This is a genomic window from Neobacillus kokaensis, from assembly GCF_014656545.1.
GTDB classification, from domain to species: Bacteria; Bacillota; Bacilli; order Bacillales; family Cytobacillaceae; genus Neobacillus; species Neobacillus kokaensis.
Genome location: NZ_BNDS01000004.1, coordinates 77,592 through 97,152 on the forward strand (window position 1 = coordinate 77,592; position 19,561 = coordinate 97,152).

Sequence of the window (19,561 nt, forward strand, 5' to 3'; positions counted from 1 at the left end):
TCCCTCCATTCAAATTGTTAACAATTTTTCTGTTTTACTGTCAAAAAACAAGACCTTCTCCATATCAATAGCGACCCTTACTTCTTCGCCCTCCCTATATGAAAACCTAGGATGAGCGCGGACTGTAAATGACTCTCTTCCTTGAGAATCTAGGTGATAGTAATGGTCTGAGCCGATAAACTCATTGAATTGTAATACACCTTTTAAAACTGCATTTGGGTAAACGTCGAACATTTCTTTTTCAAAGCTCATGTATTCCGGTCTGATTCCCATAATAATGTTGTAGCTAACTCCGCGTAATTGGTTAAACATTTTTGTTTGTTTATCTGTTAACCTAATGCTAAAAGTTTGAGTTGAAAATGTTAAATACCCATTAATTTCTTCTATTGTGCCTTCAAAGAAATTCATTGGCTGATTTCCAATAAATTTAGCTACAAATAAATTTTGTGGTTTATGGTAAATTTGCTCTGGAGTATCTACTTGCTGGATTACTCCTTTATTCATGACAACAATGCGATCTCCCATTGTCATGGCTTCAATTTGATCATGGGTTACATAAATTGTTGTAACACCTATCGTTCTATGTAATCTAATAATCTCAGCCCTCATCTGAACCCTTAATTTTGCATCAAGATTAGACAATGGCTCATCCATTAGAAACGCTTGTGGTGACCTGACTATTGCCCTTCCTAATGCAACACGCTGTCTTTGACCGCCACTAAGCTCTCTTGGTTTGCGGTTAAGAAAATTCCCAATTTCGAGCACATCTGCTGCTCGTTTCACTGCTGCTTCAATTTCATGCTTAGGCATCTTCCTGATCCGAAGCCCAAAAGCAATATTTTCATAGACTGTTAGATTCGGGTATAAAGCATAGTTTTGGAATACCATTGAAATATCCCGATCCTTCGGCGGATAATCATTCACTAGAGTATCGCCAATGTAGATCTCGCCTTCCGAAATATCTTCAAGACCTGCAACCATTCGAAGAGTGGTAGACTTTCCGCACCCCGAAGGACCTAGGAATACCAAAAACTCCTGATCTTTGATATCCATATTAAAATTATCTACTGCCAGTTCTTTAAATTTGCCGTATCTTTTTGTAACATTATTCAACAAAATTCTCGCCATGAGGTAGCCTCCTAAGACAAATTGTTCCAAAACCTGATGATTCGTACTTTTATTTTAATTATTTTTATGTGAATTAAGTGTGAAGATTATTTATTGAGGGGTTAAACGGAGAAGAGCAATGCCCCCTAGATTACATTTGGATTGATGTAAAAATCTCCAAACCCACGATATTTAAAAGGAAACTCTGCAAGAACAAAAAGCACAAGCGCCTTGGTCAGCACCGACAAGCAAATGTTCTTCAGCACTAAAAGTCCGTCTTTTGACTTTTAGTGCTGAAGGTTATTTGACCTCGAGGGGCTAGGCGCTGGAGCTAGATTCTAAAAACTTGAAGAGTTTCCTTTCGTTCTCATATTCATGGTTTAAAGCTGAATAAGACAGACAGCTTTAGATCATTTATTACCGATTTACTCAGATTCCTTTTGTTCTTTTACGCTTTGTTCAGCTTTTTCTTGAAGGATACGTAAAAACTCATTTATATCCTTACCAGAGTTTACATACTCGATAGGTGCTGTCCATAGAACACCATCTCCGTATTTAGCCTTCTTATCTGGACCAGTTGCATATTTATGCAAGAATAGCGATTGAAGATTTTTATCATGGAACTCTGGTTTATTCTCTGCGAATACTTTATGAACTTCTGGATTCACTAATGGAGATGGTTCACCTAATTTTGATTTTTCCATTTGTACTTCGTCAGAGAATAAGTATGCAAGAATTTTTAATGCTAATTCCTTGTGTTCGCTTGGTGCAGTAATAGCGTGGCCATTGCCATTTGGCGCTGGATCAATACCTTCAAGGCCTTTCCAGCTAGGGAAAGAGACAATATCAATATTTTTTTCAGCTAACCAGCCGTGGTGTGTCTTAGCAGGTGCCATAGCAACGTTGCCTTTTCCAAATTCAGCACCCCAGTTATGAAGCAGGCTGCCAGGTTCTTTTGCAGGGTAGTTTCCTGGGATGGAAGTGAATGATTTTACCATTTCCAAGTATCTTTTATAGGCTTCTGATTGTGTAATTAAAACTTTATCTGTATCAGGGTCAATTGAATTTTGACTGAATTGAGTATATGCATCATATGGAACATCAAGGTCTAATCCGCGGTACTGAACCCCGTTGACTTCACGTGTTAATTTCTTCGCAAGTTCAATGACTTCTTCCCATGTCATATCATCTGTTGGATAGTCAACACCAAGAAGATCGAAAACATCCTTGTTATAGTGCAAAGAGAAAGTAGCACGTGCAGTCGGAATTGCGTATATTCCGCCCTTACCGTATGGATCCTGGTTACGGACAAATTTAATGATGGAAGGATCAAAACGATTTAAATCAAAGCCCTCTTTTTTCATTAAATCTTCCATATTATAATCAAGGCCAAGTGTTTTCATGAAGTTTGTATGTGTCATAAGACCCATTGTAACGATATCAGGACTTTTTCCTGCGGCAACTAGCTGTTCAAGTGATTCAGAATTATCTGTTCCTGCTTCTTGAACCTCAATGGTAACGTTAGGGAATTTCTTTTTAATGTATTTGCCGATAGCATTATCGAAATTTTCCTGTCCCCACTGATATGCCCATCTTAGTGTAGCTTCTGTTTCATCCACTTCTGTTTCCGCTTTCTTTTCATTGGCTGTTGTTTTCTCATTCGTTTTCGGCTTCTCGGATGTGTTAGTTTTCTCAGAAGTATTGCTGCAAGCAGTAATTAATGAGAGCGATAACAAAAACGTAAGTAATACAAACCAAATATTCTTATTCCTTTTCATGAACAAGATCCCCCTCTTAAGAAATTAAAATTTAAAAATATAAACCAGCAACAATTACAATTAACCTGTAATGAACTTCCATCATCCCCCCATCGTTCAACTTTTTTGGGTTTCTTTGTTAATCCTTCCCCAACTTGCTGCCATGTGTAAGCGCATACCAAAATACTACTCTATTAATTGTGAATTTGGTGTGAAAATTCACTCTAGTCTAATATTGGAGGAAGGGTTATTAACATAGTTTCTCCCTAAGCAGCCTTGATCTGGTAATTTAACTCATCCCTTGTCCTGCATAAAATCATCATAAAGATGGTTTGGATCACACTCATTAAATAACCGTATACAAAAATGGAAGCTATAATACTATAAGGTCCCCAATACATATGGATGAGGTAACTCATTAAACTTGAAATGAAATACATAATAAAAATTAAACTGAATGAAGGAAATAGGGATTTTTTTAGATAGCCTCTACAGGTTTTGAAGGCCGCTGCCATACTTACACCGTCAACAACTATGGTGAATTCCAGATAAATGAACAAAATGCGTAAGCAAATGAACAAAACAAGCGCTGCAAAAACGCCAATAATTTTAAACATGAGAACCAAGAATGCCGTTACGCTGATTTTCCCCAAAAATAGAATGAGCCACAGAAAAATAAATTGGATCCAATTCTTCTTACCAGCATGCAGAAAATTTGAAATATCGAAAGCCTTTCCATTTACGATCGAAAATAAGAAGCTAATATATCCTCCTTGCAAAAATGCACCTATAATGATCAGCCCGATAACAATCAGCCATGAAAAAGATGGTAGATTTCCAGAACTCTTTAAAAGGTCAATATTATTTGCAAAAAGTGGAATGTTCGATACATGGCTAACAGAAGGAAGACCCATCTCCAAAATTAAACGAATTGAAATTCTCTCTTTTCCATCCATCCCAACCATTAACCAGCCCACTACAAAAGAAAGCAAATCAAACATAACTGGCAGAAAAATGAGAGTGAAATGGCGGTGAACTTTCTTAATTGCTTCCACAACTAACATTTAAACCCTCCATCTAGTGCTTTAAATTTATAATACTGTCCATGGGTTTATTTTAAGAAGTTTCAATTAACAGCTCTGGACTATCGATTAATGGAGCATGATCTTGGACACAATTAAATTTATATCCCGCTCCCGTCTTAGTAACGATATATTTAGGGGTTCGCGGGTTTTTCTCAAGCTTTTTCCTGAGATTCTTTATATGTGCATCCATTGTACGTGCATCACCAAGAAAACGATACCCTTGGACAATATATGACAAATCTTGTCTGCTAAAAACCTTTCCCGGTTTTTGAGCAAATGCTTGGAGAATTTTAAATTCTGTGGAAGTCAATTGGACAGCTCTTCCATCAACGAGTACTTCTTGAGTTTCAAAATTAATGATGAGAGTATTTTGATTAAAGCAAACTACATGTTGGGTTTTTTTCGCAAACATTTCAAGTCTTCTTAACAATGCCTTAATGCGTGCTAAAACTTCATTAATCCGGAAAGGCTTAATAATGTAATCATCTGCTCCTAAATTAAGTGCGTTTACTATATCTTCTTCATTGGACCTTGAAGAAATAACCAAAATAGGGACAGTTGTTATTTTTCTAATTTCTTTACAAATTACATCACTTGGTAATTTCGGGACCATGGGATCCAAAATGACTAAATCTACTTTAAACGTTTTAACCTTCTGCAAAGCCTCTAAGCCATCGCTCGAGGTTAAAACCCCCCAGCCTTCATTTAAGAAACGAGCCTTGAGAATATCTCTGCTTGTGTCCTCCTTTTCGATAATGAGGATTTTCATTAAACTCTCCCTCCCTTAAATCTATTTTATTTTTCTCTTTAAGTCGTCATAATTTGACAACCTAACAAATTCACAATATTCGTAATTAGTGGGAACGATTGAATTATATGGTATTACTAAGAAAAATGTCGATATGTAGAATTTTCCCTATATGTTAAACATGCAAATACTGCCACCTCTGAATTTAGCAGTTACTAGTTCTCCCCTTACAATGGTCCATAAAAAAACATATTGCAGGTTCAAAAGAAAAGAAGGGGAAAACATTTACATGTCTTCCCCTTCTTTCTTTTTATATTATAGTTATTTTTGACAATCAAACTGCACCAAGCATTTTGTACTGTGCTTTCACTAATCCATAGTAAACACCTTGTCTTGTCATAAGTGTGTCATGATTTCCTTGTTCTAAGATATTTCCATGGTCAAGTACAATAATCTTGTCGGCTTCCCTAATGGTAGATAATCTGTGTGCAATCATGATGGCAGTTCTTCCTTTTAATAACGCTTTTAATGCTTGCTGAATCTTTACTTCTGTTTCCGTATCAATACTTGCAGTTGCTTCATCAAGTATGAGAATTTTAGGGTCAGCAAGGAGTGCTCTGGCGAAAGAAAGAAGCTGACGTTCACCTACTGATAGAATATTTCCCCGTTCCTCTACCTCTGTATGATAACCATTTACCAACTGAACAATGAAGGAATCAGCCCCTACCGCTTTTGCAGCTGCGATAACATCTTCATCACTGGAATTCGGATTCCCAAACCGGATGTTCTCCATGATGGTCCCTGAAAAAATAAACGTCTCCTGAAGCACAACACTAATTTGCGATCGAAGAGCGGCAATCGACAAGTCTTGAATCTTATGTCCATCGATTTTAACAACTCCCGCTGTCGCATCATAAAATCGGCTCACCAAATTTGCAATCGTTGTCTTTCCTGAGCCCGTATGTCCAACAAGCGCAACCGTCTCACCTGCTTGGATGGAAAAAGAAACTCCATTTAACGCTTTCCTTCTCGTATCATAAGAAAACTCCACATTTTCAAAATCAATTTGTCCTTTAATTGAAGCGGGCACGAGTGGTTTCGCAGCCTCCTTTACAAGCGGTCTTTCATCTAAAAACTCAAATATCCGCTCCGATGAGGCCATCCCAATCAAAAGCTGGTTATACAGCTGACCCAGACGTCCGATCGGCTCCCAGAACATTCCTAAATAAAAGGCAAATGAAACGAATTCACCAATGGTGCATTCTCCCTTAGATACCAAAGCTGCACCATACCAGATTAAAATGACAGTTCCCACTGCATTTGTCATTTCGACAATCGGACCGAACATCGCATTTTTTCGCACTGCCTGCTTCCAAGTCTGGAAATTATCATGGTTAAGTTCTTTAAAAAATTCCGTGTTTTCATTTTCCTGTGTAAATGTTTGGGTAACGCGTATGCCTTGAATACTTTCATTTAAATGCGAGTTCATCTTTGCTTGGATTAAGCGGACCTTTTGCCATGATAAGCGAATTTTTTGCCGCAGACTCGTAGAGATAAAAAACATAATCGGTAAAATCACCATAATCGCAATCGTCAATTTGGCATTTAATGAAAACAAAATAACAATCGTTGCAAATAATAAAAGAAAATCCGTTAATAGATTAATAACTCCGTTTGTAAACAACTCCTGCAAGGAGTTAATATCATTCATGATTCTGACGAGAATGGATCCGGCTGAGCGTTGATCAAAGAATCGATGCGATAAAGACTGAACATGGGTAAATAAATGCTTGCGCAAATCATAAATCACATTTTGCCCTAGCTTATTCAACCAGCGGATCCTTAAGGCATTGACAACATATGATAAAACATATAACCCCGAAATCAGAAATACAAGCTGAAGTAATAGTGTTGTATCTTTTTCAATAATGGCCTTATCAAGGGTATAGACCCCAATCAAAATCGGAATAATTAACCGGACTGCCGTTGAAATAATCACTGTTAGAAATGAGAGCGGCAGTAAATTCTTTGCATATGGTTTAAGATACTGTAACAGGCGCCACATTTGTTTCCAGTTAAACTGTTTATCAATTACTTGATCCTGAGAATAATGGAACCGCTCTAGTATCAGCTGTTTCCTTTTAGTTTCTTCCATGACTCCACCTACCTTGCCGCCTTTTGCATAATTGCCTCGTGGTCCTGATACTGAATATTATAGATCCTGCGATAGGCACCATTATTGGCTAAAAGCTTCTCATGTGTCCCACGTTCAATAATTCTTCCTTGATCAAGAACCAAAATCTCATCAGCATGCTGAAGTGAGGAGATACGATGGGCTATAATAAAGGTTGTTCTCCCCTTCATGACTTCCTGAAGGGCCTTTTGAATGTGAAATTCCGTTTCCATATCCACTGCACTAGTCGCATCGTCTAGAATGAGGATTGCCGGATTGGTACATATAGCACGGGCAATGGCAATTCGCTGCTTTTGTCCTCCGGAAAGCCCCATTCCTCTCTCCCCAAGCATTGTATTATAACCATCAGGCAGCTCCATAATAAAATTATGGGCGTCCGCACGTTTTGCCGCATCGATGATTTCTTCCATTGTCGCTTCCGGCCTTCCGTAAGAGATATTTGCTTTAATCGTAGACGAGAAAAGGAACGTCTCCTGCAGTACAACCCCAATTTGAGAACGCAGTGTTTTTAAGCTGTATTCCTTAATCAATCGGCCATCAATCAGAATATCTCCTGCTGTTGGTTCATAAAAGCGTGACAAAAGCTGAATAACACTGGTTTTTCCGGAACCGGTAGCACCAATAAGACCTATAGTTGAACCCGGGGGCGCATTAAAGCTAATTTGGTTTAGCACGGCTGCTTCCTCTTTTTGATACTGGAATGTCACATGACGAAAGACGACATGCCCTTCAATTTTTTCTTCATCTCTTACATTTTCTTCATCGATAATTTTTTCCTCTGCTTCTAAAACCTCTAAAAGCCGCTCGCCGGATGCCTTGGCCTGGGAGAACATATTAATAGTAAAACCAAGGTTCATAATCGGCCATAAAATATACCAAACCAAACTGTAAAAGGCGACAAGTTCTCCCGGTTTTAAGGTGCCGTTGATCACCTGGTATCCTCCAAATGCCAATAACGCCACAACTGAGATATTTCCAATCAGCTCCATTAACGGAAAGTACTTAGACCAAATAGATGCCGTATAAAGCTGTTTTTCTCGATAGTCCTGGTTTGATTTATTAAACCGTTCAATTTCCACCTGTTCTTTCGATAAAGCCTTAACGGTATGGATACCACTTATATTTTCCTGGACCTTCGTATTTAATCGTCCGAACGATTCGCGAATCCCCCTAAACGCAGGATGTACGTTTTTATCGAATTTGTACACCACTATACTGATAAATGGAAGCGCTGCAATGGTTACAAAAGTAAGGGAAACTGAATAATAAAACATTACACACAAACTAGCTCCGACAACAATAATAAAACGAAGGACCTCCGAAAACCCAAATGATACAAAAAAGCGAAAGCCTTCCACATCAGCAGTCAAACGTGACATTAAATCCCCGGTCTTCGCATTATCATAATAACTAAACGAAAGCCGCTGTAATTTTTCATATAAAGCATTGCGCATACTGTACACCGATTTAATGCCGAACATATCCGCCAAATAATGCTGAGTAAACGCCGATATGCCCTTTACAGCCATCACCGTGAAAAATCCTAAAGCAATCCACGGTACCAAGTCATACTGCCCGCCAAGCACGACTTCATCTATCGTCATCTGCAATATAACCGGGTAAACAACAGTAATCCCCGCCATAATGACCAAAAACAGCATCGACCAAATAAAGTCCCGTTTATAAGGAAGATAGAACGACTTTAATTTTTTAAAAACTAACATGTCTTCCTCCTTTAGAAAAATTTATCAACCTTTAAATCATATAGAGTTACAGTCAAAAATATTTCGAAAAATCGAAATTTAGACTTACGAAATTTTATGCACTACTTACCTGCTCTACCTATCCAATATGTTTGGATAACTCCCCCCTGTTAGAAAAAAATTGTCCCACCCCTAAATTACTCCAGTTTTAAAAAACTGATATACTCATAGTAGTGCGGTTACCTAACTACTACAATGGTAATATATTGCGAATGGAGGGTAAAAAATTGTCCAGTCTGTAACTTAACAAAAATAAAAAAAGAAGAGTACAAATACTCCTCTTCTGGACATTTTTCAATTTATTATTCAAACGCTGGCAGCCATTCCCCATGGGCTTCTATAAGATCGTCGCATAATGAAACGATATCGTCTAATGACAGCTCCGCTGCCGTATGCGGGTCCAGCATGGCCGCTTGGTAAATATGCTCTTTCTTTCTCGTAACAGCCGCTTCAATGGTTAACAGCTGGGTATTAATATTCGTGCGATTTAAGGCCGCCAGCTGCTCTGGAAGCTCCCCGATATAGCAAGGAGTAATTCCGCTTCGGTCTGCTACACACGGTACCTCAACAACGGCTTTAAGCGGAAGATTGCTGATTAGTCCGCCCTTATTCAGAACATTACCGCCAAACTTAAATGGGATATTGGTTTCCATCGCTTCAATAATTCTTGAACCGTATTCATGTGAGCGCACATGGGTAAGCTCTACATTCTTGGTAAGAGATTCACGCATACCCTCCCAGCCTCGGATTTGATTTTCACAGCGTCTTGGGTATTCATCGAGCGGGATATTAAGCGTATCAATTAATTCTGGATAATGACGTTTAATAAAATATGGATGATATTCCGCATTGTGTTCAGAAGACTCTGTCACATAGCAGCCGAATTTATCCATCAATTCAAACCGAACCATATCGTGATGCTTAGACAGTTGCTTCTGCTTCGCTCGTCGTTTAATTTCCGGGTATAAATCTACCCCATCCTTCTTTACTTCGAGCAGCCAGGCCATGTGGTTAATTCCAGCTATTTTTTCTTGAATTCCTTCATGATCCATGTTCAGTGACTCAAATAGTTCCTTTGTACAGGTTTGGACACTGTGGCATAGACCAACTGTTTTCACGTTTGTATGACGGAGCATTGCACCAGTTAACGCTGCCATGGGATTTGTATAATTTAGGAACCAGGCATCCGGGCAGACCTCTTCTATATCCCTTGCAAAGTCAAACATAACAGGAATTGTGCGTAACGCTCTAAAAATCCCGCCAATTCCAACCGTATCTGCAATTGTCTGCCGGAGACCGTATTTTTTCGGGATTTCAAAATCAATCACCGTACTCGGCTTATAACCGCCAACTTGAATGGCATTAATGACATACTTAGCTCCTTTTAATGCTTCCTTTCTATCTAAGTATGTCTTGATTTGAATACTTTGGTTATATCGATTTCTTAGATTTGTCAGCATTGCCCCTGACTCGTTTAATCTTTTTTCATCAATATCGTATAAAGCAAACTCAAAACCATCCAGGGCAGATACCATCATGCAGTCTCCCAGGACATTTTTTGCGAATACTGTACTCCCCGCTCCAATAAACGTAATTTTCCCCGCCATAATTACCCTCCAAAAAAAAAAAAATTGTCATATGCCAAAAAAATCCACATAATTTAAAAAAACTGCTATAATCATAGTATTTCAATTACATCACTACAACAATAGTAATAAATTGCAATAGGAGGGTAATATATTGTCCATCCAGATACCTTATGGAAACTATGGTTTTCGTTTTCAAGATATGCCGCAGAACAACATCTGTAATATATATTCGATTGGATTTGAGCTGCAAACTTCCCCTCATTATTATTGGGATGGATTAACCAGAAAGGATATACAGGGTGTTGACAAGTACGTATTTCAATACACTCTTTCTGGACAAGGGGCCATCAGTTTCCCAGAAAAGGAATATTCATTGCATCCAGGTGAAGGTTTTTTTGTCAAACTGCCCAGTCAGCATTGTTACTTTCTCCCAGAAAGCAGCGATGACTGGGAATTTATTTATATTACCTTAACCGGCAGTGCCGCTGATTCCTGCTGGAGTTATGTTCATGACCATGCTGGGAAGGTTGTTAAAATTCCGCCTGAGGTCGGTCTCATTCAAACATTAAAGCGTACTCTTCAGGAAACAAATGAGAATCAAATTATCGATGCATATCTTTCATCTGCCAGGGCCTATGAGTTCATCATGGAGTGTTTCCGATTCACCAAAAACCTAAACCCGCCAGCTCAAGAACTGCCGGAACCAATTTTGCGAGTTATTACCTTCCTTCAACAACATTATGATGACTATATTTCAATTGATAAAATGGCCGCTTTAGCAGAGCTGTCAAGCTACTACCTTATTAAACAATTTCGGAAGTACACCAATACGACACCAGCACAATATTTAACGAAAATCCGGATTAAAAATGCCGCAGAATTACTCAGCCATACGGATTTGTCGATAAAGGATATTGCTGCTAAAACCGGATATGAAAATGCCAACTATTTTAATAAAGTCTTTCGGAAAATGACAGGTTTTTCACCGGGAGAATTTAGAGAAAACAACATTAGTAATATTGATTATTTAATATTGTAAAAAAACGTAAAGACCGTGTCTTTACGTTTTTTATATTATTCCGCATTAATATACCGGTCATATGCCCCTTGATACACCTTTACCAATTGATCAACACCTATTTCCTTTTGCGTCCGGACGTATAGGCCCCAGTTGTCAAGCGATTCTTCACCAGTAATAAATTTCTCTTCCATTTGTTTCACATAATCGTCTAAGACCGTTGAAATCCCTATTACTTGATCAAGTTCCTCTGGCTTTAGGAATAGATCCTGAAATGGAACTTGGCCATTAGCAAGAATCTTATTTTTTGTTTCTTTATAAATAAATTCTGAGACTTTGCTTTTAAAGGATTTTGCATATTCGATTCGGGACCATTGCGGAACATTAAGCCCATAATTTGGTGTTAATGTTCCCCTTGGATGACCATTATCGATATATTTTCGAATCGTCTTTTCTTTATCAGCCCACACCCAAACATCCCCCTCATCCAAAGAGTGCAGGAAGGCAGCCCCTTCACTTGAGTAAGAATAATCAATCCAGCGAATCGATGCCTCAGGAGAAGGATTAACACTTGTAATCGCAAACTGGCCGACACTTTGACCGGCGCTGATGGGAATCACAGGTTTTTTAATATTGGGACCAACAACTGGCTGCATCATAGGGTTTTCTAAACCATTTGACCCTGGTAAAAAATTTTCCGGACCCCAGCCGGAATATATGCCAACAAGATTGTTGCTTCCTTTTGAAAGCTTTTGTTCCTGTGATTGTGAAAATGTTTCGTGGTCTAATAGACCTTCAACCCATAGCTTATGCATGAATTCTAAATAAGCCCTATATTCTGGCTGAACAGCCCCATACTTTACTTTACCGTCATAAACACCATGTCTAATAGAGACAATTCCAAAGAACCCCATAAACCACTGATTAATGTCCTCCATTTTTACAGCGGAAATAGGAATTTCATCCTTTTTCCCATTCCCATTAGGATCCTCGTTTTTCATCCTTTTTAATAATGTATATAATTCATCAGTTGTCTCAGGCAGTTTATCTATATTTAAAGCTTGAAGAAATGAGCCGTTATACCATAGCGGACTTCGCCACCATGGCAACGAGCGGTCAACAGAGGGTAGGGCATAGATATGACCATCTGCCGCTGTTATTGATTTCTTTACATCAGGCATCATTTTAAACATTTCTTGAATATTTGGTGCGTATTGTTCGATTAAACCTTCAAGCGGGATTAATAGCCCTTGCTTGCTGTATTTTGTAATTTCGCTATTACTTAAAGAGGAAGCATAAAAAATATCTGGAAGCTCTTTACTTGTAAAAAGGAGTTTTTTTCGTGTCTCGAAACTTTCTTCCGGAGGAGTGTTAAAAATAAAATGTATATTTGTCTTTTTTTCCATTCGTTTGAAGTACTTCATATCTTCCCATTTAGAAACACCTACGTTGGGAGCGAACATTGTTAGTGTGATTTTCTTATTGACGATAGGGAAACCTTCTTTATTAACAGCAGCCTTCCCCTTGGCGGTCAAGTCATTTTGTTGAGCTTTCTGCTTTTGTGTGCAGGCAGCCAAAATACTGATGAATAGTGAACAAATCATAAAGATTAATACAAGTTTTTTCATATTCTCTCCTCTTTTACCGTCCACAAGGTGTAAACCCTTTCAATTAATCCTAATTAAAGAATACCATATTTTTTGATAAAAAATTTCTTTTTTCATCAAAAAATTACATAAATATTAAAATTTTGCTAATCTTTCGCTAAAATTTTTTAAATTTTTCATCTGTTTTACTAAAATTTTCTATATAATAGGAGTAGCATATTTTTTCGGAAAGCGGGTGACTCTTTTTGTTCAAGATTCCATCACGATTGCAGCTAAAATACATACTCTCCTATATGTTAATTTTTCTCGTTCCATTTTGCACCCTGGCCTTTATTTTCTACCAAAATTCGGTTAGCAGTTTACGGGCAGAAATTGAACTTTCAAATATGAATAACTTGAATAACATTAAAACCCTGACCGACAACCGCTTAAAAGAGTTAGAAAAAACAGCATCACTTATTTCCTATAATCCGAAGCTGACACCTTATATGGTCAGCAAAACTGAATTTCAGTCTGAGGCTATTAAACAACTATTAAAGTATAAAGAAACCAGTTCAATTATTACGGAATTATATCTTATCTATCAAAATCAACCATTGGTTTATTCATCAAAAGGATTAGTGTCAAGGAATATTTTCCTGAAGAATCGGACTAATTTTGAAACTTCTAATATGGATTTAATAACAAAAGAGATCATGCAAGTAGATATTCCTCAAGTATCGACGAGGCTTCATTTATTTTCTAACCAGCCCGTATATTTGTATCCGCTTTCCCCTGGATCAGGAAACGGGTATGGTACATTAGTCTTACAATTAGATGAAGCATTTTTCCAGCAGCTAATCCACAATACGCTTGGCAGCTTTAAAGGAAACGTGTTTATTTTCAATCAAAAAAATGAAGTAATTGGGACGTATTCGAATGGAATAGACTTAAATGCAAACGATTTTAGTAACATCATTAAAGAGCAGTCTGGTATTAGTGAGATTACGATTGACGATGTAAATTATTCGATTGCGAAGGTCTTTTCGGAGGATAGCAGCTGGTCATTCGTAACTGTGATCCCTACGAAACAGTTTTTCAACAAGGTATCTGAATTTAAAACGTTTATTTTCTTAGTCTTTCTATTTATTGCGATTATAACTACTATTATTTCAGTCTATATTTCAGTGAAACAATATGATCCGATTAAAAAACTAATCGAACTAGTCCAAAGAAAAGACTCAGAATATCAAGTTACAGGGAAGAATGAGCTTATTAGCTTACAAAAGTCAATTGAGAATGTTTTCACGAATCATGAACATTTACATGAAAAATTCGCAAAACAAGAGCCGTTAATCCGTGACCAATGTTTAATTATGCTGCTGCAGGGACAGATGAAAGCTGTAGAGCACTCAAAAGAATTATTTGAGTCCTTTCAATTGAATTTTGATGAATCGTATTTCTTTGTAATGGTAGCATCCCTTCCAAAATTACAGGATGTTGAGGAACTAGAGCATCGAGCTAACCAGCTGCAGACTGGTACAAGTGCTTATGAAGTAGAATTAATTAACGATAATGTACTGGCATTCATCGTTAATAGTCAAACATATAGTCCTGCTCAAAAAAATGCGTTTTTACAAGAATTCGAACAATTACTGGTGGAATTTGAAGCTGCACCGATTATTGGGGTAGGGGAAACATATAAAGGGAAGGAGCAGATCAACCGCTCCTTTATCGAGGCCTCAGCAGCACATGAAAGCGGGAAAGTGACTGAGGAACAGAAAATGACGACCTTCTCTGAATTGAAAGCAGCCCAAGAGTCACATTGGCTGCCTAAGGAGCAGCTGCTAAAATTATCTCACAGCTATAAACAAGGAAACACCGATGTTGCCAAGGAATCGACAGCAGCTTTGTTTAACTGGCTCAAGCACAATCATTCATCGATGCTTCTTTACAAACACATGAAATACGATATTATTAACACCATCATCAAAACGGTTACAGAAGCCGATATTCCATTTAATCTAGAAAAATTGTATTACTTAACGGAAATCGATTCATTAGACCATTTAGAGGAAGAACTGGCGCATGTAACTGACGATATATGTGTTGAAATTAATAAAAATAAAGAAACGCAAAAAAATGAACTTCAATCAAATATTTTCAAATATATTACTGAACATTTTAATGAATATGATTTAAGCTTGGAGAATGTAGCCAATGAATTTAATTTATCTACTTCTTATCTAAGCCGGTTTATTAAAGAAGAAACAAATATCACCTTTTCCCAATATGTATGGGAATTGAGGTTAAATGAAGTGAAAAAACAATTAGTGCAAACCAATCTCCCTGTAAAAGAGATTGTTTCAGAAGTAGGTTATATCGATGTCCCGAATTTCACAAGAAAGTTTAAAAGTACAGTTGGGATTACACCAGGCGAATACAGGAAACTAAATTCGCAAAGCTAAGAGGGCTGTCCATCTCCGGAACAGTACAAAAAGCGTAAAGACTACGTCTTTACGCTTTTTCATTAGAATATTGTATTCCGGATTTATACTGACGTTACTTTATTCGTAGAATCCTCTCGAACCAATAGCCAAGCGAATTTAAGATCAGCAATCCAGTAAATGATATAAGCAGAAACACTAAAAAAGAAAAAGACCATCAAGAATGGAAAGTACAAGGAAAGAAAGGTCCATGCGCCAAGAACAATGATACAAAATATCGATAAATGAATTTTATATAAACCTAGTTTAAGACTATTCATACACAATTGTTTAAACGTAACTGTCATATTTACCATAATAGGAAAAATGCTTAAAAACGATATTAAATATAAAAAGCTTACAACAAGGACACCAGAAAAAATAAACAGTTTTAGAGATGACTGGATTTGATTCAAAAACAGCCAATCAACGCCGATACACATTCCCATAATCGTGTAAAGAATGCCGACTAAATAACTTTGCTTCCAATTTCCCATAAACATTTGCTTATATTGTGAAAAAACAGCAACCTCTTTATGAAGCTTCCACTCTCTAACTACTCCAAAAAGTGCTGCGACGGCTGGAAAAATGGTGATAATAGGAACGCAGCTTAAAATAAATAAGATGTTTAAATACATGAAGTTATACACCCATGTAAATACTCGATAGAAACGACCGTCTGCTCTAAAAATAAACACCATCTCCCCAAAAAAACAAAAATATATAAAACAAGTTAGCAATATACAATACTCTGACAATGAAGGGGGGATCCATTTAATTAGGCTTAATTGAATAAGTAAATGAATTTAGTTTTTTATCATACCTTTTTCCACAGGTTTAAGTGGTTTATGTCTGCCCTGTTCAATATGAATTACCCTTCCACCAGAGCGAATTGATTCCGTTGCAGCACATCCAACGGCAACACTCATCCGGCCGGCAAACGGCGATGTTAAAGGCTGCTTATTATACAAAGCTAGATTAACAAAGTCCTCACAGATACGCGGGTCTGCTCCGCCATGTGTTCCAGGCATATTCTTCATTTCATAGGTTATGTTGCTCATATCTTGCCATGAACCGGATTTTCTTGTTTTTACATACACTCGATCATTGACATCATCATTTTCAATGCGTCCTTTCGTACCGATGATGGTATAATTCCGTGAATAATCAGGGGTAAAGTGACACTGCAGGTAGGATGCCTTTATACCATTTTCTAACTCCATAATTAGCATATTATTATCCTCTACATCTATTTCTTCCCTGAAAGCACATTGAGTCAGCCTTTCGAAACTAGCCTCTGGACAAGTATTCTTTAATTCACAATCTGGACAATATAAATCATTCGGTTTGTCTCCCCCATAATAATCCAAACTGCCGAAAGCAGATACTTTAGCCGTATAGCTGCCCGTAAGCCAATGAATGACATCAATATCATGGGAAGCCTTCTGCAGCAATAAGGATGTGGTATTAGCTCTAGTTCCATGCCAATCGTGGTAATAGAAATAGCCGCCAAGCCCAACAAAATGCCTTACCCAGACTGCTTTAATATCACCGATAACACCTGAATCAATAATCTCTTTCATTGTTTGATACATACTCATATAGCGCATATTGAACCCGACCATTAAATGCTTACCGGATTTTTCGGCTTCGTCTAAAATCCTGTCGCAGCTTTCCGGTGTGATGGCTAAAGGCTTTTCACAATAAACGTGTTTTCCTGCTCTAAGTGCGGCTATCGCATGTTCTTCATGCAAATAATCGGGGGTTAAAATCGCAACGGCCTCGATGTCTTCTCTTGCTACCAGCTCTCGATAATCAGTTGTCACAAAAGCCTCTTCATTTACCTCCTTTTTGAACTTCTCTAATGATTCTACTGAAACATCTGCCGCACCGACCACAATGGAGTTTCCTTGCGGCTTGTGCCAATAATCAACTATTGTACTTCTTCCACCTGTGCCAATTACTCCTAATCTTAGCTGCTTCATACTTTTCCCACCACCTAAACTTAATAAGTTATTCCTCATTTAGAAATTTCTCCAGCATGTCAGTTACTTTCATATTTTCCGCAGGCATATTTGTATATGATAGAGTTGGTTTATAATGCTCATCAAACTTATTTACTTCTATAATAACGTCTTGACATCCATTGAATTCAAAGGTGTGTTTATCAGCATTTCCTTTGTTTTCGCCGCCGATTTCCGTTTTGGCAAATCGTGTATCAATCTCAGGTGTATACAAATGGATGGTATTATTTCTAAATAAAAGCTGTTTAACACTATTAACAACCAGAACAGATTCATTTTCCATATAAAATTCGTTTTGTTCAATCCGAATATTGCGATGAATTGCTTGCTCAGAAGGCGGTATTTGGTTCCCCTTTGTAACGGGAAAAATACGAATGGCGGCATTACGCCAATCTGCATGACCGACCTCGGCTACATAAAAGGTATTTGAGCGAATCGTAACATCGCGAACGGGCCCAGACTCATACCAATCTTGTGAATCATTAGAGATGAAAATCCCATCCATTGTCATGTGTTTAAAGGTGTTTTGTTCAATAAGGACCTTTCTTGACGTCGTGCATAGTATGCCTCTTGTCGGAATAGCCTCAAAATGGTTGTTCTTTATATGAACCGTCGGTGTATATGTTACATTTTCTGCAACCACTAAGGATTCTCCATCTTCTTTTTCGATTATGTTATTAGGAATCTCTTGATCAAACGAAACAATCATAGATTGAAGGTCATTGTCGTCTTCACCCGGGTGCTTGACTGCCGTGACCGTGTAGCGCTGATCTTCTCTGCAGATCGGTGTTAATGTGTCACGGCGGTAAAAGACAACTTCATTTCCCCTATAGTATTGCGGAAAGCCCCCCTGCTGGCGATGAATATAACGAAGTTTTAATGTCCGCTCATCTATCCTCTCCTCAACCCGGGTAAAGGTTCCATGAACATTGATCGGGTCATCATGTGCAAGTTTGAAGCTGCATCCTTCAATATGAACATGACCGCTGGCTCCAGAAACATGGATGGAATCCGCAAAACTGGAAGTGAAAAGACCTCTTTCTTCTCTTGTTTTAAAAGAACAATTATAAAAAGAAACATTATGGGATAGTTGTGTTAACCATCCGAAACCATGCATATAATGAACATTTACCTTCTCAACCACCGTATCTGAACTTTCCCAAATAAAAGCACCGGCTGTATCCCTTCTCTGCGTCGAACAAAATGTAAATACCAGATCTTTTTGATGAAGAATTGGCCGATCTTTTCCATAAAAAATTCGGATCGTTGATTCATTTAATTGGATAATCTTCGTTCTTGCTTCCGAAAAAGGTCCAGCATCCGGCGAATATCGTCGCGTAATATTTCGATCAGGGTGATAAACGACAATCACCCATGCATCTTTATGATTTCGATCCGTCCAGTAGTGCTTACCACTTTTCGGATCAATCTCGCTATACCAATTGACATTTCTGCCATCCTCATCTACCGAATAGGAAAAACAAACTGGAATAGAGAAGTCGGTGAACTGCTCCCCATTCACTTCCCCTGTAGCCATTACGGTCATTTCAATGGTAGTGGGGACGGAATAATCCCATGAAAAATTGTTTAATGTCACATTTTTTGAACGGACAACAGCCAGGGCCATACAGTCTCCATTAATCATAAAGAGTGATCCATTGCCATTTATGATGACATCTTGTTGATCCTCCAGTAATAAAGCGATGGGTTTATGCGGAAATCGCATACTATCTGTATTAGAGGTATGATACTCCCTTACCTGTGAACTCCCTTTTTGTAGCTGATAGGTTCCATATGGAAAGTCAATTACCACTTGCCCTTCCATCGCTTTAGCCGATTCGAATGCTTGCCAAATTGCCTCCGTACTATCTAGCTGCCCTGAAGGATCCGCACCAAAATCAGTTACATTAATTTTTTGTTTACATCCCTTTACCGCATCTTCTATAAGTATGTGTCGCAGCATAATTGCCTCACATTCTATTAATTTTTGTTTTATTAATTATTTAGTTGCTTTACTTGTTAATAAAATGACATTGGAATATGTTGCAGTCTGCTAGAGGTTCTTTTATTGCCCTCCCCCTAAAAAACGCGCTCATTCGGGCTGTGGAATCCCTCCCCATTGACCGAAACACCAAAAAGTGCACTCATTCGGTCAATGGAACCCTCGCCCATTGACCGAAAACCTAAAAAGTGCGCTCTTTTGG

13 protein-coding genes are annotated in these 19,561 nt (G+C 38.0%); 2 read left to right on the top strand and 11 right to left on the bottom strand.

Annotated elements, in window-relative coordinates; all coding sequences use genetic code 11:
- Positions 1-9 precede the first annotated feature (9 nt).
- From IE222_RS06725 to IE222_RS06755, 7 genes are all read right to left on the bottom strand, one after another.
- The gene (locus tag IE222_RS06725; RefSeq protein WP_191271023.1) at positions 10-1,128 is read right to left on the bottom strand and encodes an ABC transporter ATP-binding protein; all 1,119 of its coding nucleotides are present in this window, start codon (positions 1,126-1,128) and stop codon (positions 10-12) included.
- A gap of 404 nt (positions 1,129-1,532) precedes the next feature.
- Positions 1,533-2,885, bottom strand: coding sequence for an ABC transporter substrate-binding protein (locus IE222_RS06730; RefSeq protein WP_191271030.1), 1,353 nt, complete (start codon positions 2,883-2,885; stop codon positions 1,533-1,535).
- A 245-nt stretch (positions 2,886-3,130) separates the two neighbouring features.
- The gene (locus IE222_RS06735; RefSeq protein WP_191271032.1) at positions 3,131-3,928 is read right to left on the bottom strand and encodes a hypothetical protein; all 798 of its coding nucleotides are present in this window, start codon (positions 3,926-3,928) and stop codon (positions 3,131-3,133) included.
- 52 nt (positions 3,929-3,980) lie between these two features.
- The gene (locus IE222_RS06740; protein WP_191271034.1) at positions 3,981-4,718 is read right to left on the bottom strand and encodes a response regulator transcription factor; all 738 of its coding nucleotides are present in this window, start codon (positions 4,716-4,718) and stop codon (positions 3,981-3,983) included.
- Between the two features lie 313 nt (positions 4,719-5,031).
- On the bottom strand, positions 5,032-6,852 hold the full coding sequence (locus tag IE222_RS06745; protein ID WP_191271036.1) for an ABC transporter ATP-binding protein: 1,821 nt from the start codon (positions 6,850-6,852) through the stop codon (positions 5,032-5,034).
- A gap of 8 nt (positions 6,853-6,860) precedes the next feature.
- Positions 6,861-8,615: an ABC transporter ATP-binding protein gene (locus tag IE222_RS06750; RefSeq protein ID WP_191271038.1), complete on the bottom strand. Its 1,755-nt coding sequence runs from the start codon at positions 8,613-8,615 to the stop codon at positions 6,861-6,863.
- A gap of 341 nt (positions 8,616-8,956) precedes the next feature.
- Positions 8,957-10,261, bottom strand: coding sequence for an alpha-glucosidase/alpha-galactosidase (locus IE222_RS06755; RefSeq protein ID WP_191271040.1), 1,305 nt, complete (start codon positions 10,259-10,261; stop codon positions 8,957-8,959).
- A gap of 133 nt (positions 10,262-10,394) precedes the next feature.
- On the opposite strand from IE222_RS06755, the gene IE222_RS06760 reads away from it, so the two are divergent.
- The gene (locus IE222_RS06760; protein WP_223282603.1) at positions 10,395-11,282 is read left to right on the top strand and encodes an AraC family transcriptional regulator; all 888 of its coding nucleotides are present in this window, start codon (positions 10,395-10,397) and stop codon (positions 11,280-11,282) included.
- Between the two features lie 35 nt (positions 11,283-11,317).
- Here the strand turns inward: IE222_RS06760 and IE222_RS06765 are convergent, their stop codons facing one another.
- Positions 11,318-12,889 (bottom strand): extracellular solute-binding protein, encoded by a 1,572-nt coding sequence (locus IE222_RS06765; RefSeq protein ID WP_191271048.1) that lies wholly within the window; start codon positions 12,887-12,889, stop codon positions 11,318-11,320.
- Positions 12,890-13,113: 224 nt separating this feature from the next.
- On the opposite strand from IE222_RS06765, the gene IE222_RS06770 reads away from it, so the two are divergent.
- Positions 13,114-15,315 (top strand): helix-turn-helix domain-containing protein, encoded by a 2,202-nt coding sequence (locus IE222_RS06770; RefSeq protein WP_191271050.1) that lies wholly within the window; start codon positions 13,114-13,116, stop codon positions 15,313-15,315.
- Between the two features lie 83 nt (positions 15,316-15,398).
- Here the strand turns inward: IE222_RS06770 and IE222_RS06775 are convergent, their stop codons facing one another.
- The 3 genes from IE222_RS06775 to IE222_RS06785 all read right to left on the bottom strand — a co-directional run bounded on the left by IE222_RS06775 (position 15,399) and on the right by IE222_RS06785 (position 19,320).
- Positions 15,399-15,971 (bottom strand): YesL family protein, encoded by a 573-nt coding sequence (locus IE222_RS06775; protein WP_191271052.1) that lies wholly within the window; start codon positions 15,969-15,971, stop codon positions 15,399-15,401.
- 168 nt (positions 15,972-16,139) lie between these two features.
- The gene (locus tag IE222_RS06780; protein ID WP_191271054.1) at positions 16,140-17,318 is read right to left on the bottom strand and encodes a Gfo/Idh/MocA family protein; all 1,179 of its coding nucleotides are present in this window, start codon (positions 17,316-17,318) and stop codon (positions 16,140-16,142) included.
- Between the two features lie 28 nt (positions 17,319-17,346).
- Positions 17,347-19,320, bottom strand: a complete 1,974-nt coding sequence (locus IE222_RS06785) for a right-handed parallel beta-helix repeat-containing protein (RefSeq protein WP_191271056.1) — start codon at positions 19,318-19,320, stop codon at positions 17,347-17,349.
- Positions 19,321-19,561: the final 241 nt, after the last annotated feature.